This window comes from Comamonas halotolerans (genome assembly GCF_030162935.1).
Lineage (GTDB): Bacteria > Pseudomonadota > Gammaproteobacteria > Burkholderiales > Burkholderiaceae_C > Comamonas > Comamonas halotolerans.
Genome location: NZ_JASAUZ010000067.1, coordinates 137,624 through 153,872 on the forward strand (window position 1 = coordinate 137,624; position 16,249 = coordinate 153,872).

A 16,249-nucleotide genomic window follows, 5' to 3' on the forward strand; every position below is an offset into this window, starting at 1 on the left:
CTTTTAGTGCTTGCGCACTACAACACTTCCGACCGAGTAACCGGCTCCAAATGAGCAAATCACACCACAATCGCCCGACAGCAAGTCGGCACGGTGTCTGTGAAAGGCAATGATGGAGCCTGCTGAGGCAGTATTCGCAAACTCGTCCAGAATAAGTGGAGCGCGATCATTATTTGCCTCACCCACCAATTTCTTCAGCACCAACTGGTTCATGCCCAGATTGGCCTGATGCAACCAATAGCGACGGACCTGCTGCGGTGTCTGCCCCAGTTTTTCCAGGTGTGCCTCAATATGCGCAGCAGCAATCGGCACCACTTCTTTAAATACTTTGCGCCCTTCCTGGCGAAAGGTTTTGTCGCGCGCAGCAGGATCACTGTCTTCGCTGCGATTCATGAAGCCAAAGTTGTTGCGAATATTGTTGGAGAACTGCGTTGCCAAGCTCGTACTCAGTACTTCCCAGGCGTCTTTGCTGCTGGCAGTTTCCGCTCTCTCAATGATGATGGCGGTACATACATCACCAAAGATGAAGTGGCAGTCACGATCCTTCCACTCCAGGTGGGAAGATGTGATCTCAGGATTCACCACCAGCACACATTTCGCCGTGCCGCAGCGAACTGCATTCACTGCCTGTTCAATCGCAAAAGTGGCAGAAGAACATGCCACATTCATATCGAACCCATAACCTCCCGCACCCAGAGCCTGCTGAATCTCTACAGCCAAGGCTGGATAAGCGCGCTGCATATTAGAAGCAGCACACAGCACCATATCAATGTCCGCCCCGGTCTTGTCGGCTTGTTGCAGAGCCTGCGTTGCAGCTGTCACCGCAATTTCTGCCATCAGTGAGAGCTGCTCATCACCCCGTTCTTCAAAACGCGGATACATGCGCAATGGATCCAGCACTCCGCTCTTCTCCATCACATAGCGCTGACGAATTCCCGATGCCTTTTCGATGAACTCGACACTGGAGTGCTGCAGGGCTGGCTGTGTGCCTGCGGCTATCTCGCCAGCATGCCGCTCGTTGTGAATATCCACATAGCGGTTGAATGCCTCAACCAGCTCTGCATTGCTAATGGTATGCGGAGGCTGGAACAAGCCTGTGCCACTGATGACGACTGAGTGCATAGTAATTTTTCTGAGCTTGCGCCGCATGCAGCGCAAGCAGTATGTTTAAAGATCAGGCAGCTTGAACCAACTGCTCCAACTTGATGGCGTCCACTACAAATGCGCGGATACCCTCAGCCAATTTTTCTGTAGCCATCGCATCTTCGTTCAAAGCAAAGCGAAAGCTCGCTTCGTCATAGTGCACCGCTTCGTGCGATTGCTGCTTGGATCGCTCTGCGTCCAGCGCACGCTCTACATGGGCATCATTCTGACTGAGCTGCGCCAATAATTCGGGAGCAATCGTCAAAAGGTCACAACCCGCAAGGGCGAGAATTTGCCCTGTATTGCGAAAACTCGCACCCATCACTTCGGTTGCAATACCAAAATGCTTGTAGTAATCGTAGATTGCACGCACGGACTGTACCCCTGGGTCATTACTCCCTGACATGGCCACTTCGTCCCACTGGGCCCCCGCTCGCTTTTTGTACCAGTCGTAGATACGCCCCACAAATGGAGAGATCAGCTGGACTTTGGCCTGCCCACAGGCAATCGCTTGTGCCTTTGAAAACAGCAAAGTGAGATTGGTCGCAATACCGCGTTGCTCCAGCTTGCGCGCAGCTTCGATACCTTCCCAAGTGGCCGCGATCTTGATCAGCACACGCTGGGTATGAATGCCGGCAGCTTGATACAACTCAATCAAACGCTGCGCACGTGCAACCGTGGCTTCGGTATCAAAAGACAAACGTGCATCGACCTCGGTAGATACACGTCCCGGCACCGATTGCAAAATCTCACAACCAAACCTCACCAACAATCTGTCCACGATTTCATCCATTGGCTTGGACTTCCACTGGCTGGCGGTTTCCACCAGCAGCGGGCGGTATTCAGCTTGCTGTACTGCTTTCAAAATCAAAGATGGATTGGTTGTTGCATCCTGGGGCCTGAACTGTGCAAGCTGCTGAAAATTCCCCGTATCAGCGACCACGGTGGTGTACTGCTTAAGTTGCTCCAACTGATTCATCTTGCCTCGATTCTTTGCGCTACCTACCGATAAAAGAGCAAGTGTAGTCTCCGCTGACTGAAATACGACAGGCAAATCCCGAGCCCCACTTGGTTTGTTGCAAGTAGCGCAAAATCACGCAATCACGTGTTTCCAAGGCTCCGTATGCTTGACCGAATCTCCGCCTCTTTGCCCTCTCTGGCTCCAGCAGAGCAGCGCGTGGGTCAGCTCGTACTGGCAGACCCCCACAGTTTTGCACGCTTGCCCGTGAGAGAGCTGGCGGAAAAAGCCAATGTCAGCAAACCCACGGTCGTGCGCTTTTGTCGCAGCATGGGCTATGACGGACTTGCTGACTTCAAGCTCAAGCTGGCTGGCAATGTGGCTGAAGGCGTACCCTTTGTGCACCGCAGCGTGGACGCCGATGACAAAACATCCGATGTACTGGTCAAGGTCATCGACAACTCCGTAGCTGCAGTCCTGCAATACCGCAACAATGCCAACGCAGCGACGCTTGAACAAGCCGTTGAGACCATCGTCAGCACTGGTCGCAACAAGAACCGCTTGGAGATCTATGGTGTTGGCAACTCTGGAGTTGTTGCGCAAGATGCACAGCACAAATTCTTTCGCTTGGGCATCAGCAGCCAGGCAACCAGTGATACCCATATCCAGATCATGGCAGCCACCATGCTGCAGCCCGGGGACTGCGTGATCTTGATCTCCAACTCTGGTCGCACCAAAGATCTTGTGGATGTTGCAGGGATTGCCAGACAGCGCGGAGCCACCGTACTGGCCATCACTTCCAGCCACACGCCATTGTCGAATGCAGCAGACATTGTTTTGGCGGCAGACAACCGCGAGGGTTCTGACCTTTACAGCCCGATGGAGTCGCGTTTGCTGCACCTGCTGATCATTGATATCTTGGCTACGGCTGTGGCACTGAGACTAGGGCCTGAGCTCACGCAAAAACTACAAAGCCTGCAGACCAGCTTGCAGAACCGACGGTACAGCTTGTAGGGAACCATAAAAAATCCGGCATCTCTGCCGGATTTTTTCAGACTGCCAGTTTAGAAACGATGGCGGATACCCGCCGTAATGCCAGTACGAGAGCGGGCTCCGGAAGTATCGATGGCCATCGCTGAACCACCACTCAGCTTGGTGTGATCCACAGCAAAGTACGCATCCGTACGCTTGCTGAATGCATAGTCAACCGCGGCAATCATGAAGTTAGCCTTGCCGTTGTATAGGCCAGAAGCACCACCCGACTGCTTCGCATGGAAGTAATGCAGACCAGCATTGATCTGCGGCGTAATTTGGTAGCCAAATCCCACCTTCATCATCTGGCGTTTGTCTGCATCTCCAGGCTGGAAGCCGCCATTGGTTTGGCCTGACCACATGCTACCCACGATTGCCAGATCGGTCTGGTTGCGAATTTGCCCCACAATGTCTGTCGCTCCCGCACGATCAATCCTGATCTTGTTCAGACCATACCCCACGTTCACGTACAGCGGACCGGAGCGGTAGGAACCGCCGATTGTCCATGCATCCAAATCCGAGCCACCAGGAAGTTCGGTGCGCAAGAAACCACCACCCACGGAAACTCCATTCTCGGAGTAACGCAAGAAACCGCCCATAGTTTTCAACGCGCCTGAAGCAACGCCAGGAATAGCACCAGTTGCATAAGCACCCACTGCCTGACCCACCGCATTCATCGTGTACTGATACCCAGCTGCCTGAGCAGCAGCGTTTGCTTGAGCAGGAGTTCCGCCACCAGCGAGGACGGCTTGTGCAGCAGCCTGACCAGCTGCCGCCGCACCGGGTGCTGCAGCAACTTGCGCTGCGCCTGCTGCTGATAACGCCCCTTGCTCAATTTTTTTAGTGTCGTTTCCTTCTTCAAAGGAGTATTGCAAAGTACCCACCCAATTGCGGCTAGGTGTCGCCAGCGTGTACTTCAAAGCATTACTGGTACGTGCACCCGCAGCCATTCCCAGCTCCGGCTTATAAGCATCCATATAGGGCGAATATGGGAAGGACGAATAGGTGCTGGTGACCACATCAAACAACACGTTCCACTGGCGCCCCATGGTCAGGCGACCATATGGACCTTGCAAACCAACGTAGGCCAGCTGGAAAAATGGTGTACTCACACTGCCATCGTCGGCATTGAAGCGGTTTTCCATGTGTGCAATGGCTTTGCTACCCCCACCAAGATCCTCTTCAATATTCAGTCCCCAACGACTTTGAGACATGCCTCCTCCAATCATCTTTGTCAGACGATCTTGACCAGCCCCTTCGTTGTTGGTGTGGCGAACTGCTGCGTCAACAATCCCCCACAACTCCACCTTGCTAGCACCTGAGTTCTGTGCCAGCACTGGCAAGGCACTGCCACACAAAAGCGTTGCAGCCATAGCAATGATTTTCTTCTGCATCTTTTTGTCTCCTTGAGTGAATGTTCGAATCAGGATGCAAAACCATTCTAGAAAAGCACAGCCGTTCTAATTATTTTTTTCGCACGAAAACCACGCTCGTTTTCCCGTGTCTTTTTTCCCTACAAACGCAAAAAAGCCAGTCCGAAGACTGGCTTTTTTGATATCTAACTAAAGCTGAGGCTAGCTCAGCTTCAAATTAGAAAGCGTGGCGAACGCCCACTTGTACGGCTTGGATCTTGCCGTCGTCCAGAGCTGGCTTGCCAACACCTGCACCACCCAGGGTGAAGTTGCTGCCGCCGTTCTTGTTCTTCAGGTAAGAGTATGTACCGTACACAGCAGTGCGCTTGGACAGGTTGTGCACATAACCCAGGGAGAACTGGTCAGCCTTGCCGTCAGCAGCGCCATCCACTTCGTAGCGGTTGTACGAAGCCTTCACTTCACCAGCTGCGCCAACAGGAGCGGAAACAGCCAGCAGGAAGTTGTCGTAGTCAGCGCTTTCAACGCTTGTAGGATGAGGTTGGCTCTCTTGGTTCAGGTAAGCAGCAGCCAGCTTCACAACGCCGAAGTTGTAAGAAGCACCGATACCGTAAGCAGTCAGGCGGTCAGAAGTAGAAGCAAATGCAACGTTAGGATTGTTCTGACGTTCAGCGCCGAAGCCAATGCTCAGAGGGCCGTTATCATAAGTAACGCCCAGGCCGTAGTAAGCGCCGCGCTTCCAGGTCTTGTCGTCTTGCTCGCCGAATGCATAGTTAGCAGCGAACTTGAAGCCGCTGAAGTCTGGCGAGTAGTAACCAACCATGTTGCTCTTACGATTGTCGTAGCCACCTGTGGACCACACGCGCGAAGAGCCGACACCGACGGTGCCGAAGTTGTCGTAACGGCTCACAGCGTCGTAAGCGGCTGTAGTGGAACGACCCAGACGCAGTTCACCGTAGTTGCTCAACAGGCTCACGGTAGAACGACGCTTGAACTCGAAGCCTTGACCAGCGCCAGCACCAACACCGCTACCGTCGTCGTTAGAGATAGCACCTTCCAACCAGAATTGAGCCTTCAGGCCGTTACCCAGGTCTTCCACGCCGCGGAAGCCCAGACGGGAAGAAGAGTTGCCGCTGTTGCCCAGGCCGGAAACGGTTTCTTCGCCGTCATACACAGTTGCTGCTGCATCCACAACACCGAACAGGGTCACGGAAGATTGGGCGAAAGCAACGCCAGAAGCAGCAACAGCTGCCAAAGCGATCAGAGATTTCTTCATTTGATTACTCCAAGGTTTGTTGAAGGCACGCTGCAGCTTTTTATTGCCTTGAGACAAGTCAGCCTCCGCAAGTCGCGCCAACCTCCTGGTGGGGAAGTTGAGCTTATTGCACCAGACTGGACAACCTTGCGCAAAGAAAATCCCTTCCACAGAGCAAAAAACGGCACTTTTTGTTGCCCCGTTGCAACACCTTGTAGGACAAACCGACCCTCTCCTGTAATGTCGACGGTGTCCACAATTAGTGACAATTAACCCATCCCCAAACAACATCGGAGAGCGAGTAGCCACTCTCCACCTCATCACGGCACACCTGCATCAAGAGTCCCAAAAAGCGTCTTTTCGGCGCTTTTAAGACTTATTCCAAGCTCAAGCCTCCACCACCGCAAAGCTGGTGGTGATTTCTGCTGTTTTGCCCAACATGATGCTGGCTGAGCAATATTTCTCATGACTCATCGCAATGGCTCGCTCCACCGCAGCAGCCGGCAGATTCTTGCCCGTCACCGTGAAGTGCATATTGATCTTGGTAAAGACCTTGGGCTCAACCTCCGCCCGCTCCGCTGTCAATTTGACGGAGCATCCCTTCACATCGTGACGCCCCCGCTTCAGGATGAGCACCACGTCATACGCTGTGCATCCACCTGTTCCCGCCAGTAACGCCTCCATGGGGCGAGGTGCCAAGTTTTGGCCACCATTGGAAGGATTGCGTTCATCGGGAGCGCCGTCCATTGCCAGCACATGACCGCTGCCTGTCTCGGCTATAAATCCCATTCCCGAACGTGTGCCAGCCGCGCCTGTCCAGCTTACGGTGCATTCCATAGTGTTTCTCCTGTGCAACTCTCAAATCGATAAAACTGCATTTCTGAACCGATTGTCCTCTTCGGTAGAACAGGACTTTCAGAAAATATTGAAATCTTGTTGCGGCGCAGCATGTTCAGCGTATAATCTGAATCTCGCGTTAATCGTTTGCATGGCAAGCGACACACCACAGTCCAGACTGTAGCGCACCCTTTGTCTCCTCCACCTCCTCTAACGGTGGATTCAGCCCCAAGCCCCAGCGGCTCGGGGCTTTTTTTTGGTCCACGATGCCGCCCGTACAGGACCAACATGCCCACTCTTCAAGTCATGTGCCTATGATGGAGGGTTTCTGCGGGCACTCCCATCAGCGCCTGCTGCCTTTTCGGTTTGTCGCTGTATGACTGCATCCAAGACACTTACTCCCTTTGATTACTTGACCAAGATCTTGACTGCCCGCGTCTATGACGTAGCTGTGGAGTCTGATCTGGAGCCAGCCAAGAATCTCAGCCGCCGCTTGCACAACAAGGTGCTGCTCAAGCGCGAGGACCAGCAACCTGTATTCAGTTTCAAGCTGCGTGGCGCTTACAACAAAATGGCCAATCTTTCGGCAGAGCAGCTCCAGCGCGGAGTGATTTGTGCCTCGGCTGGCAACCATGCCCAGGGTGTGGCTCTGGGTGCCAAAAAGCTGGGGTGCCGCGCTGTAATCGTGATGCCCACCACCACCCCTCAAGTAAAGATAGATGCCGTACAGGCTCTGGGAGGTGAAGTGGTGCTGGCAGGTGACAGCTATTCCGACGCCTACAAACACTCCGTCAAGCTGCAAAAAGATGAGGGTCTGACCTTCGTGCATCCCTTTGATGACCCAGACGTCATTGCCGGACAAGGCACGATTGCCATGGAAATGCTCAGCCAGTTGCAAAAACTGGGCAGCCCGCGCCTGGACGCGGTATTCGTGGCGATTGGTGGAGGCGGTCTGATCAGCGGTGTTGCCAATTACATCAAGGCGGTGCGTCCTGACATCAAAGTCATTGGCGTGCAGACCAAGGATTCCAACGCCATGTTTCAGTCCGTACAAGCTGGCCAGCGCGTGGAATTGCCCGATGTCGGGCTGTTTTCGGATGGCACTGCTGTAAAGCTGGTGGGTGAGGAAACCTTCCGCATTGCTCAAGGATTGGTGGATGATTACATCGAGGTGGACACCGACCAGGTCTGCGCTGCCATCAAGGACATCTTTGTCGACACACGCTCCATCGTCGAGCCGTCAGGCGCTCTGGCCGTAGCAGCCATCAAGCAGTATGTGGCCAAGCACAAGACCAAGGGTGAGACCTATGCGGCCATCCTGTGCGGCGCGAACATGAACTTTGACCGCTTGCGCTTTGTGGCCGAGCGTGCGGAGGTGGGTGAAGAGCGCGAAGCTCTGTTTGCCGTCACCATTCCGGAGGAGCGAGGAAGCTTCAAGCGATTCTGTGAAGTGGTGGGCCAATTGCCAGGCGGCGCGCGCAACGTCACCGAGTTCAACTACCGTATCAGCCACGACAGCAAGGCCCATGTGTTTGTCGGTCTGACCACCAATGCCAAGGGTGAAAGTGAAAAGATCGCCAAGAACTTCGAGAAAAAAGGCTTTTCGGCCCTGGATCTGACATTTGATGAAATGGCCAAGGAACACCTGCGCCATATGGTGGGTGGGCACTCTCCGCTGGCGCAGGAAGAGCGCTTGCTTCGCTTTGTCTTTCCGGAACGTCCCGGTGCCCTGTTCAAATTCCTGAGCCTCATGGCGCCAACCTGGAATATCTCGCTGTTCCATTACCGCAACCAGGGCGCTGACTACGGCCGTATTCTGGTGGGCATGCAAGTGCCTGCCAAGGACAGCAAAAAATTCGACACCTTCCTCAAGCAACTGGGCTATCCCTGGGTGGAAGAAACCGCCAACCCCGCTTACCAGCTATTCTTGAAATAAGACGGCGCGCCTTATCTGCCCACCCAAACACCCCTCCGCTGAATGGGGGATCTGGCTTTTCACACGCATGCCATTCCTTCGCCACTTCTTACTGGCCGTTCAATTCTTCAGCCGCATTCCTGTGACTGGTCGCTTGGCCGCCTGGGTTGGCTGGAGCCCCGAGCTGCAGCGTGCCAGTGCAGCCCATTTGCCAGGTGTTGGCTGGCTGGTGGGCCTGGTCGGTGCGATTGCTTTGATGGCTGCGGGCTATCTGCTGCCCTCACACCCCATGCAAGCTTGGGTGGCTGCCGTGATCAGCACGATCGCCACGCTGCTCATAACCGGCGGTTTTCACGAAGACGGCATGGCCGACGTGGCAGACGGCCTGGGTGGTCACCTGCCGGCAGAGCGAGCTCTGGAGGTCATGAAAGACTCGCGCCTGGGCGCGTATGGCGTAATGGCGCTGTGCATCGGACTGATCAGCAAAATCACCCTGGTCGCTCTTTTGGCCTCTATCAACTTCACAGCAGCTGCGGTGCTGCTGTGCTGCGTGCATGTACTCTCTCGTGGTGCCCCATTGGTGCTGATGCGCCTGCTGCCGCATGTCAGCTTGCCAGCATCCTCGAAAACCCTGCACATCGCAGGACAGCCCTTAGGCTGGGCTGGACTGGTGACAGGCCTGCTGTGGTGCCTGCCCGCAGCTGTTGCAGTGGCTGTGGACTTATGGGTTGAGGTGGCTCTGGCCATGCTGCTGACGGCCGCTGTCATCACCAGCTATATGGGCTGGCGCTTTCACCGCCGCCTGGGCGGCATGACCGGTGACTGCCTGGGTGCCACCCAGCAAGTGTGTGAGCTGGGCATGTACCTGGCCGCAGCAACCGTGCTTTGGCATTGACATGCAAGCACAAGCACCATCCCTGTGGCTGCTCCGTCATGCACAACCACTGATTGCCCCTGGTGTCTGCTACGGTCAGCTGGATGTAGCAGCAGACCCGCAATCCACGGCTCAAGCTGCACAGCGCTTTGGCGCACTGCAAGCACCCGGCACCACAGTGCGTATTTCCCCACTGCAAAGATGTGTACACCTGGCACGTGCCCTCCCGGTAGAACCCGCAAGTTTGATCCTTGACCCACGTTTGCAGGAAATGCATTTTGGACACTGGGAAGGTCGATCCTGGAACGATATCGAGCGTAATGCCGTGGATGCCTGGTCGCAGGATTTGTACAACTACGCGCCGGGAAATGGCGAAAGCCTGCGCAGCATGCTGCAACGCGTGCGCAGCGCTTTGCTGTACAGCTGGCAGCACGACAGCCTGCAAGGCAAGCGCAATGTCATCTGGGTCACACATGCCGGGGTGATCCGCTGTGTACAGTGGCTGCTGCACCATGGCGAGGCACAACCCCATGCAGCCAACTGGAACCTGCCTGCACCGGCCTTTGGTCAAAGCTTGTGCCTGCACTGGGAAAACCACGCGAACGCATTGCACACCTTGCAGGCTACGCACTGAATCCACGCCTTTTCACATTTTCTACAGACTGCCATGCCCCTTGAATTACCCGAAGCCGCACAACAGCAAGCCATTGCCTCACTGGAGCGCTATTTTCGCGAATACATGGACGAGCCCATTGGCAACGTGGCTGCGGGAGGTTTGCTGAAATTCTTTGTCGCAGAAATTGGCCCAGCCCTCTACAACCAAGGCGTGGCGGATGCACAGACGCACATGCAGCAACGCGCCGCCGAGATGGATATTGACGTGCACCACACCCCGTTTACGTTCTGGGACTCGCGCAAGCGCCGCCCATAACCTGCGCGGCAGGGGGATATCCACCTCCTGCCCCACAATGTGCATATGTTTGAATCCTTGCGCTCTTGGGCCACCCCTTACGGTGGCGATGCTTTTCTCTACATCACGCTCCTGGCGGTGCTCAGCTTTGCGGCCCTGCTGGTACTTAAACCACGGCTGAGCACATTCACTCTCAATCGCATGATTCGCCTGGGCGCGCTCATTGCACTGCCTCTGTCCTTTGTGTCCATGGAGATGGGCAACAACAACTGGGGAGTCGCTGTGGTGGCCATTGTCTGGGCCGTCCTGGTGGCCATCATCTGTAAAAACGAAACCGTCAAACGCGAATTGGCTAAAAAATAAGGCTGGAAGGCGACTTTATCGCCTAGCTTGCCGTAGCAAACCGCAACGGACAGCGACAAGCGCTTGCTGATTCCCTTTCAAGAGTGGAGACCGATATGCATTTCAAAACACCGCGGCTTTCCATGCTGGACCTGGTGGCTGTGCGCGAAGGTGGCAGCGTCCGTCAGGCGCTGGACATTGCCGTGCAGACCGCGCAAAAGGTCGAAGCGCTAGGTTTTGCCCGCTACTGGCTGGCCGAGCACCACAACATGCCGGGCATTGCCAGCTCGGCCACTGCAGTGCTGATCGGTCATATCGCCGGCAAGACCGAACGCATCCGCGTGGGCTCGGGCGGCATCATGCTGCCCAATCATGCACCCCTGGTTGTTGCCGAAGCCTTCGGCACTCTGGCTGAACTGTACCCGGGACGCATTGATCTGGGCCTGGGCCGTGCGCCTGGAACCGATGGCCCGACCATGCGCGCTTTGCGTCGTGATCGGGTAGAGACTGAGGAAGACTTCCCACGCGATGTGGCCGAGCTACAGCGCCTGCTGGGCCCTGCGCAGGCTGATGCACGCATCAGTGCCACACCAGGCACAGACACCAACATTCCTATCTGGTTGCTCGGATCCAGCCTGTACTCCGCACAACTGGCCGCCATGAAGGGGTTGCCATACGCCTTCGCTTCTCACTTCGCCCCGCGTTTTCTGCACCAGGCCATTGCGCTGTACCGCCAGTTGTTTCGCCCCTCTGCCGCCCTGTCCAAGCCCTATGTGATGGTGGGCGTACCAGTGGTCGCTGCAGCAAGTGATGAAGAGGCGCAATTTCTGGCCAGCAGCACCCAGCAGCGCGTACTGGGCATTTTGACCGGCCAGCGCGGCAAGCTGCCACCGCCCGTGGATGGGTTCATGGCTCAACTGGGCCCACGTGAGCAAGCCGCCATCAATGACTTCCTGGCCATGTCCGTCATCGGCGATGCGGACACCGTGCGCAAAGGCTTCGCACGCATCCAGCAAGCCACAGAAGCCGATGAGCTCATTTTGGTGACCGATGTGTACGATCCCGCTTTGCGCATGCGCTCCCTGGAAATCGCAGCGCAGGCCATTCAACCCACCTGAGTCCGCTTCACCATGGCCGCATCGCTGCTAGATCAACTTGTCGTAGCCATCTCCTCACGCGCGCTCTTCAATTTTGAAGAAGAAAACCGTGTGTTTGAAGAAAACCCCGGTGCCTACATCCAACTGCAGCGCCAGCGGCTTGATGTCCCTGCAGCACCCGGTGTGGCGCTACCCTTGGTGCGCAAGCTGCTGGCCTTCAATCAGGTTGATCGGCGCCGCGTCGAAGTCGTGGTGTTGTCGCGCAACGATCCGGTCAGTGGCATGCGCGTCTTTCGCAGCGCCAAGGCACATGGACTGGACAGCATCCAGCGCGGCGTCTTCACCCAGGGGCGAGACCCTTTTGGCTATCTGCGGCCGCTGGGTGCGCACCTGTTCTTGTCCGCCAACGCTGCCGATGTCACCGAAGCACTGGAACTGGGCTACCCTGCTGCGCGTGTGCTGACAGAGTCGATGGGGGCCAGCAATGCCCATCCGCAAGAGGTACGGATTGCCTTTGACGGTGATGCCGTGCTCTTTTCTGACGAGGCCGAGCGCATCTACCAGGCCGAAGGGCTGGATGCTTTTTTGCGGCACGAGGTTGAGCACGTCGCCCAGCCCTTGCCCGATGGCCCTTTCAAGCCACTGCTGGCCGCCCTGCACCGCCTTCAACAGGCTGCCCAGGAGGGACAGACGGGTGGCATGCATCTGCGCACGGCGCTGGTCACGGCCCGTAGTGCCCCGGCGCATGAGCGCGCCATCCGCACGCTCATGGATTGGCGCATTGAAGTGGATGAAGCCATGTTTCTTGGCGGGTTGCCCAAGGGACAGTTTCTGCGTGAGTTTGCACCCGATTTTTTCTTTGATGATCAGACGGGGCATGCGCAATCGGCCAGTGCCCACGTACCTGCTGGCCATGTGAGCAGCGGCATTGCCAACCGCTCTCAATAATTCCACGCATGAAAAAAGCCACCTCAGGTGGCTTGGTACCGAGCTTGGAATGCTTTAGAGACCACTTGTGCGCTTGACCTTGGGTTCGTCGTATGTCAGCGGCTGTGAGCGCACTTGCAGCATGTTGCGCTCTTGCTGGTCAATTTTTTGGGACTCTTGCGCCGCTTCCACCGCCATGGCACTGGCACGCCACATGGAGCGGATATTTTCCAGCAACTCCTTGTAGATGGGCTCTTTGGGCGGCTCTGGTTTCTCTTCTTTGACCTGCTTGGCCTGCACTTCCGTCCAGTCGCGGTCTTGCACGCTTTTGTCAGTAGGCCGCTCCGGGCTCTTGATGGTGACGGTCACGCCCTCACCGATGGCGTCGATGGACTCAACGGGGTTGACCGCATGTACTGGACGGACAGCTGCTGGCCCCGAGGCACCTGTGGAATACAAATTGGCACCCTGGGTATTCGTCCATTGGATCGGCGTATGTTCTACAGGTGGTATTTGCATAGCTAGGCCCTTGGTTTAGCGGTCTGAAAGGTCGACAAAAGATGGTTCCGACCTAGCTATCGGCAGCTTGAAGCAAAAGTTTAGAGAAATTTTCACATTTCTCCCTTTTTTTGCTCCCAGCTTATATATCGCTGTTTTTCAACAAGTTACAAGAAAAGCTCGAGGAACTTTTGCGATTGTTTGTCCATTTTGCGAGCATCCCTGATGCGATATTGCACACCGTCGCGGCTGGTGATCAGCAAATGATGCCGACCTTGCAGCTTGCGAATGTCTTCTTCCGCCTTCAGGCTGAGATGGGCAGGGCCTCGGTCGGTTTCCACTGTCCAGACGCTGGGCACTGAAATCGCATCAATGGCTTCAATGCGCTGGACTTCCGGAACGAACTCCCGAACGGCAAATTCTTCGGCCAGCAGCTCTCTCATGGGTGCAGGAACTTCTTGCAGCTTGTCAATCCAGTACACCTCCTTGCCGTCCCCGCCCACCAAAGAGATTGCCTCCTGCGGCGCTGCAATGGGAAAAGCACGCACCGGTGTCACCGCTTCGTGCACCGTGCCATCGGGCAAAGTCAGGCACAAGCGGCCATGGGCATTGCGGTGAAGCAAAATTTCAGCGGCACTCATGCTTTCTCTCCTTCTCGGGCCAGTGTCAAACCAGCAGCTTGTGCATCCTCTTCCGCGCGGCGGGCCTGGGCCTCGTACAGGCGCCAGTACGCCCCTTTGGCCGCCATCAGTTGGTCGTGCGGCCCCACTTCCACAATCTCGCCGCGGTCCATGACAACCAGACGATCAGCTTTCCGCAACGTGGAAAGACGGTGGGCAATTGCGATGGTGGTGCGCCCCTGAACCAGGTTATCCAGCGCCTTCTGGATCTCCTTCTCGGTTTCCGTGTCCACCGCAGAAGTGGCTTCGTCCAGAATCAGCAAGCGAGGGTCGATCAACAGCGCACGCGCAATGCTGATGCGCTGGCGCTCACCACCCGAAAGCCCCTGCCCTCGCTCGCCCACCACGGAGTCATAGCCGTGCGGCAGGCGCAAGATGAACTCGTGGGCATGAGCCGCACGTGCAGCAGCCACGATTTCGGCACGCGTGGCATTGGGTTTGCCGTAGGCGATGTTTTCTGCCACGGTTCCAAAGAACAGAAACGGCTCTTGCAACACCAGACCGATGTTGCGGCGGTAATCAGCCACCGCCAGGCGACGCACATCCACGCCATCCAGCTGAATGCTGCCTTCGGTCACGTCATAGAAGCGGTTGATCAAGTTGACCAGCGTGCTCTTGCCCGAGCCACTGTGTCCCACCAGACCAATCATCTCTCCAGGCTGGATGTTCAGATTCAGGTTGCGGATCACCTGACGGCTACCGTAGCGGAAACCCACGTCATGCAAAGAGATACCACCCTTCACTGGCTGAGGCAGCTGCACCGGGTTGACAGGTTCCGGCACGCTGCTGACTTGGTCCAGCACATCAAAAATACGCTTGGCACCCGCTGCCGCCTTTTGGGTGATGTTCACAATGCGGCTCATCGAGTCCAGACGGGTATAAAAGCGTCCGATGTAAGCGATGAAAGCCGAGAGCACACCCACGGTGATCTGGTCGTGGGCCACCAGCCAGATGCCAAAAGCCCAAACCACCAGAAGACCAACTTCCGTCATCAGGCCCACAGTGGGCGAGAACAGTGACCAGACTTTGTTGACCTTGTCGTTGGCTTCCAGGTTGCGCACATTGGCCTGACGGAAGCGCTCGATCTCATGTTCTTCCTGAGCGAATGCCTTGACCACGCGAACACCGGGAATGGTGTCCGAGAGCACATTGGTCACTTCTGCCCAGACACGGCTGGTTCGGTCAAAGCCTACGCTCAGGCGGCCACGCACTTTCTGGATCAGCCAGGCAATAAAGGGCAGAGGCACCAGAGTGACGAGCGCCAGCCACGGGTTGATGGAGGCAAGAATCACCGCCGTCATCACAATCATGATCACGTCAGTGACAAAATCCAGCGCATACAGCGACAGGAACATGTTGATGCGGTCCGTATCAGCGCTGATACGGCTCATCAAGTCACCGGTCCGCTTGCCGCCGAAGTACTCCAGCGACTGTTTCATCATGTGCGAATAGGTGGTGGTACGCATGTCTGCACCAATGCGCTCCGACACCTTGGCCATCACCCAGGTACGCGCCCAACCCAAACCCCAGGCCAGCAAAGCCGAAAGCAACAAACCGCCCAGATACATTCCCACCAGCCATGGATCAATGGCCTGCCCGCTTTTCTGGTACGGGATCAGGATGTCATCCATGATGGGGATGGTCAGATAGGGCGGCACCAGCGTCGCTGCCGTGGACAGCAGCGTCATGATGAAACCCAGAATCAGCATGCCTTTGTAAGGCTTGGCAAAACGCGCAACACGCAGCAACACCCAGGTCGATGTTTTGGGAGCAGACTGGCGGGCGCAAGCAGGGCACTCATCGCTGTCAGGAGGCAGGATTTCACTGCACACGCTGCACCGACTTTCATCGACAGGCACCAGCGCTTGCTCCAACGCTCCCGCAGCGATGGCATCACGCAATTGCTCAAAACGCTGCAAAAAGCGCAGAACCTGAGCTTGCTGACTCAAGGTGAAACGCCACAGCGCCAGCCGCTGCTGGCTGTCATGCAATTCGAGGGTACCGACCCCAGCATGATCAATGAGACGCAAATGCATATCTGCAGCCAGCGCCCAACTTTGCCATGAGGCATCCGCATCTTTACCCACAATACGGGTTTCGGTCAGTGCCAACACCCCTGGTGCAAAGCGCAAAGAGACCGTCAAGTCAACCAAAAGTGCTGCTTGTACGTTTTCATGGGGTGCGAGCTGCGCTCGCAGTTCAGCCCCCAAAGGGCCATTGAAGACACCAGAGGTATCCGCAGGATGGTGATGTTGCATGTTGAATCGTTAGAACCCAGCGTTGGCAAAGCTGCCAAAGGAAGGGGGCATGACGTATTCTCCGAAAGAACACATCACACCAAAGTAGGAGCTACACCCTTGAACGCATCAGGGGTGAGTTTGGCTGACAAACAGCCGCGGCTTTACCTCCTG

General features: G+C 56.1%; 16 protein-coding genes. 8 read left to right on the forward strand and 8 right to left on the reverse strand.

Annotated elements, in window-relative coordinates; all coding sequences use genetic code 11:
• Positions 1 to 3: 3 nt before the first annotated feature.
• Entirely contained in the window at positions 4 to 1,122 is a 1,119-nt protein-coding gene (locus QEP11_RS17310; RefSeq protein WP_284337898.1) for a beta-ketoacyl-ACP synthase III, read from the reverse strand.
• A 52-nt stretch (positions 1,123 to 1,174) separates the two neighbouring features.
• Positions 1,175 to 2,122 carry a transaldolase gene (gene tal, locus QEP11_RS17315; protein ID WP_284337899.1) on the reverse strand — a complete coding sequence of 316 codons (948 nt, stop codon included), beginning with the start codon at positions 2,120 to 2,122 and terminating at the stop codon, positions 1,175 to 1,177.
• Positions 2,123 to 2,266: 144 nt separating this feature from the next.
• On the opposite strand from tal, the gene QEP11_RS17320 reads away from it, so the two are divergent.
• Positions 2,267 to 3,115, forward strand: a complete 849-nt coding sequence (locus tag QEP11_RS17320) for a MurR/RpiR family transcriptional regulator (protein WP_284337900.1) — start codon at positions 2,267 to 2,269, stop codon at positions 3,113 to 3,115.
• A 50-nt stretch (positions 3,116 to 3,165) separates the two neighbouring features.
• Here QEP11_RS17320 and QEP11_RS17325 read toward each other — a convergent pair whose 3' ends face one another.
• The 3 genes from QEP11_RS17325 to QEP11_RS17335 form a co-directional block, all read right to left on the reverse strand.
• A complete protein-coding gene (locus tag QEP11_RS17325) occupies positions 3,166 to 4,527 on the reverse strand; it encodes a porin (protein WP_284337901.1) in 1,362 nt (453 codons plus the stop codon).
• A gap of 196 nt (positions 4,528 to 4,723) precedes the next feature.
• Positions 4,724 to 5,779, reverse strand: coding sequence for a porin (locus QEP11_RS17330; protein WP_284337902.1), 1,056 nt, complete (start codon positions 5,777 to 5,779; stop codon positions 4,724 to 4,726).
• Between the two features lie 366 nt (positions 5,780 to 6,145).
• Positions 6,146 to 6,595, reverse strand: a complete 450-nt coding sequence (locus tag QEP11_RS17335) for an OsmC family protein (RefSeq protein ID WP_284337903.1) — start codon at positions 6,593 to 6,595, stop codon at positions 6,146 to 6,148.
• Positions 6,596 to 6,971: 376 nt separating this feature from the next.
• On the opposite strand from QEP11_RS17335, the gene ilvA reads away from it, so the two are divergent.
• The 7 genes from ilvA to QEP11_RS17370 all read left to right on the forward strand — a co-directional run bounded on the left by ilvA (position 6,972) and on the right by QEP11_RS17370 (position 12,681).
• Complete coding sequence (gene ilvA, locus QEP11_RS17340; protein WP_284337904.1) at positions 6,972 to 8,531, forward strand: threonine ammonia-lyase, biosynthetic; 1,560 nt, start codon at positions 6,972 to 6,974, stop codon at positions 8,529 to 8,531.
• Between the two features lie 67 nt (positions 8,532 to 8,598).
• Positions 8,599 to 9,405 carry an adenosylcobinamide-GDP ribazoletransferase gene (locus QEP11_RS17345; protein WP_284337905.1) on the forward strand — a complete coding sequence of 269 codons (807 nt, stop codon included), beginning with the start codon at positions 8,599 to 8,601 and terminating at the stop codon, positions 9,403 to 9,405.
• A 1-nt stretch (position 9,406) separates the two neighbouring features.
• On the forward strand, positions 9,407 to 10,018 hold the full coding sequence (locus tag QEP11_RS17350; RefSeq protein WP_284337906.1) for a histidine phosphatase family protein: 612 nt from the start codon (positions 9,407 to 9,409) through the stop codon (positions 10,016 to 10,018).
• Between the two features lie 33 nt (positions 10,019 to 10,051).
• Positions 10,052 to 10,315: a DUF2164 domain-containing protein gene (locus tag QEP11_RS17355; RefSeq protein WP_284337907.1), complete on the forward strand. Its 264-nt coding sequence runs from the start codon at positions 10,052 to 10,054 to the stop codon at positions 10,313 to 10,315.
• A gap of 45 nt (positions 10,316 to 10,360) precedes the next feature.
• The gene (locus QEP11_RS17360; RefSeq protein ID WP_284337908.1) at positions 10,361 to 10,657 is read left to right on the forward strand and encodes a hypothetical protein; all 297 of its coding nucleotides are present in this window, start codon (positions 10,361 to 10,363) and stop codon (positions 10,655 to 10,657) included.
• Between the two features lie 95 nt (positions 10,658 to 10,752).
• A complete protein-coding gene (locus QEP11_RS17365; protein WP_284337909.1) occupies positions 10,753 to 11,754 on the forward strand; it encodes an LLM class flavin-dependent oxidoreductase in 1,002 nt (333 codons plus the stop codon).
• A gap of 12 nt (positions 11,755 to 11,766) precedes the next feature.
• Entirely contained in the window at positions 11,767 to 12,681 is a 915-nt protein-coding gene (locus tag QEP11_RS17370; protein ID WP_284337910.1) for a 5'-nucleotidase, read from the forward strand.
• A 54-nt stretch (positions 12,682 to 12,735) separates the two neighbouring features.
• On the opposite strand, the gene QEP11_RS17375 is transcribed toward QEP11_RS17370, so the two are convergent.
• From QEP11_RS17375 to QEP11_RS17385, 3 genes are all read right to left on the reverse strand, one after another.
• Positions 12,736 to 13,179, reverse strand: a complete 444-nt coding sequence (locus tag QEP11_RS17375) for a hypothetical protein (protein WP_284337911.1) — start codon at positions 13,177 to 13,179, stop codon at positions 12,736 to 12,738.
• Between the two features lie 146 nt (positions 13,180 to 13,325).
• Positions 13,326 to 13,799 (reverse strand): cyanophycin metabolism-associated DUF1854 family protein, encoded by a 474-nt coding sequence (locus tag QEP11_RS17380; RefSeq protein ID WP_284337912.1) that lies wholly within the window; start codon positions 13,797 to 13,799, stop codon positions 13,326 to 13,328.
• Positions 13,796 to 16,096 (reverse strand): cyanophycin metabolism-associated ABC transporter, encoded by a 2,301-nt coding sequence (locus QEP11_RS17385; RefSeq protein ID WP_284337913.1) that lies wholly within the window; start codon positions 16,094 to 16,096, stop codon positions 13,796 to 13,798. Before QEP11_RS17385 ends, QEP11_RS17380 begins: the two co-directional genes overlap by 4 nt.
• Positions 16,097 to 16,249: the final 153 nt, after the last annotated feature.

Bases quoted from the DNA above. Each gene is read 5' to 3' on its own strand.
- QEP11_RS17310 (WP_284337898.1), bottom strand. From the start codon at position 1,122: ATGCACTCAGTCGTCATCAGTGGCACAGGCTTGTTCCAGCCTCCGCAT.
- tal (WP_284337899.1), bottom strand. From the start codon at position 2,122: ATGAATCAGTTGGAGCAACTTAAGCAGTACACCACCGTGGTCGCTGAT.
- QEP11_RS17320 (WP_284337900.1), top strand. From the start codon at position 2,267: ATGCTTGACCGAATCTCCGCCTCTTTGCCCTCTCTGGCTCCAGCAGAG.
- QEP11_RS17325 (WP_284337901.1), bottom strand. From the start codon at position 4,527: ATGCAGAAGAAAATCATTGCTATGGCTGCAACGCTTTTGTGTGGCAGT.
- QEP11_RS17330 (WP_284337902.1), bottom strand. From the start codon at position 5,779: ATGAAGAAATCTCTGATCGCTTTGGCAGCTGTTGCTGCTTCTGGCGTT.
- QEP11_RS17335 (WP_284337903.1), bottom strand. From the start codon at position 6,595: ATGGAATGCACCGTAAGCTGGACAGGCGCGGCTGGCACACGTTCGGGA.
- ilvA (WP_284337904.1), top strand. From the start codon at position 6,972: ATGACTGCATCCAAGACACTTACTCCCTTTGATTACTTGACCAAGATC.
- QEP11_RS17345 (WP_284337905.1), top strand. From the start codon at position 8,599: ATGCCATTCCTTCGCCACTTCTTACTGGCCGTTCAATTCTTCAGCCGC.
- QEP11_RS17350 (WP_284337906.1), top strand. From the start codon at position 9,407: ATGCAAGCACAAGCACCATCCCTGTGGCTGCTCCGTCATGCACAACCA.
- QEP11_RS17355 (WP_284337907.1), top strand. From the start codon at position 10,052: ATGCCCCTTGAATTACCCGAAGCCGCACAACAGCAAGCCATTGCCTCA.
- QEP11_RS17360 (WP_284337908.1), top strand. From the start codon at position 10,361: ATGTTTGAATCCTTGCGCTCTTGGGCCACCCCTTACGGTGGCGATGCT.
- QEP11_RS17365 (WP_284337909.1), top strand. From the start codon at position 10,753: ATGCATTTCAAAACACCGCGGCTTTCCATGCTGGACCTGGTGGCTGTG.
- QEP11_RS17370 (WP_284337910.1), top strand. From the start codon at position 11,767: ATGGCCGCATCGCTGCTAGATCAACTTGTCGTAGCCATCTCCTCACGC.
- QEP11_RS17375 (WP_284337911.1), bottom strand. From the start codon at position 13,179: ATGCAAATACCACCTGTAGAACATACGCCGATCCAATGGACGAATACC.
- QEP11_RS17380 (WP_284337912.1), bottom strand. From the start codon at position 13,799: ATGAGTGCCGCTGAAATTTTGCTTCACCGCAATGCCCATGGCCGCTTG.
- QEP11_RS17385 (WP_284337913.1), bottom strand. From the start codon at position 16,096: ATGCAACATCACCATCCTGCGGATACCTCTGGTGTCTTCAATGGCCCT.